At 55.2% G+C, this 467-nt stretch carries 1 protein-coding gene; it reads right to left on the bottom strand.

From position 1 onward, the window contains the following. On the bottom strand, nucleotides 1-467 hold a 467-nt coding region (locus EN780_RS37630), incomplete at both ends, for an extracellular solute-binding protein (RefSeq protein ID WP_128276659.1).

The raw sequence follows: 467 nt of genomic DNA, 5'->3' as shown, positions 1-467 counted from the left end.
TTCTTCAACACGGCCTCGTCGATGAACTTCTGCGAGGCGAGGTTGCCGTTGGCAGTTTGGACATAGTTGGTTGACTTGGCGATGACTTCCGGCCGCATCAAGTAGTTGATGAAGGCGTGCGCTTCATCGACATGCCTGGCGTCGGCAGGAATAGCCAGATTGTCGAACCACATATAGGTGCCTTCTTTAGGGATCAGGTATTCGACCTTGACCCCGTTGTTGGCTTCCTTGGCGCGGTTCTTGGCCTGCAGCACGTCACCCGACCAGCCGATGCTGATGCATTTATCGCCATTCGCCAGGTCGTTGATGTAGGCAGAGGAGCTGAAGGTGCGGACATAGGGCCGGATTTTCGTGTAGATGCCACCACCGGCTTCGAGGTCTTCTTTCTTCTTGCTGTCGCCGTCCTTGCCGAGATAGTTCATGGCAATGGCCATAGTCTCCTCCGGCGCATCGACGATATTGATGCC

It is taken from the genome of Mesorhizobium sp. M4B.F.Ca.ET.089.01.1.1, from assembly GCF_004022605.1.
GTDB lineage: Bacteria > Pseudomonadota > Alphaproteobacteria > Rhizobiales > Rhizobiaceae > Mesorhizobium > Mesorhizobium abyssinicae.
The sequence above is the reverse complement of the archived record's forward strand: the minus strand, read 5'-3'. Positions and strand labels throughout refer to the sequence as shown.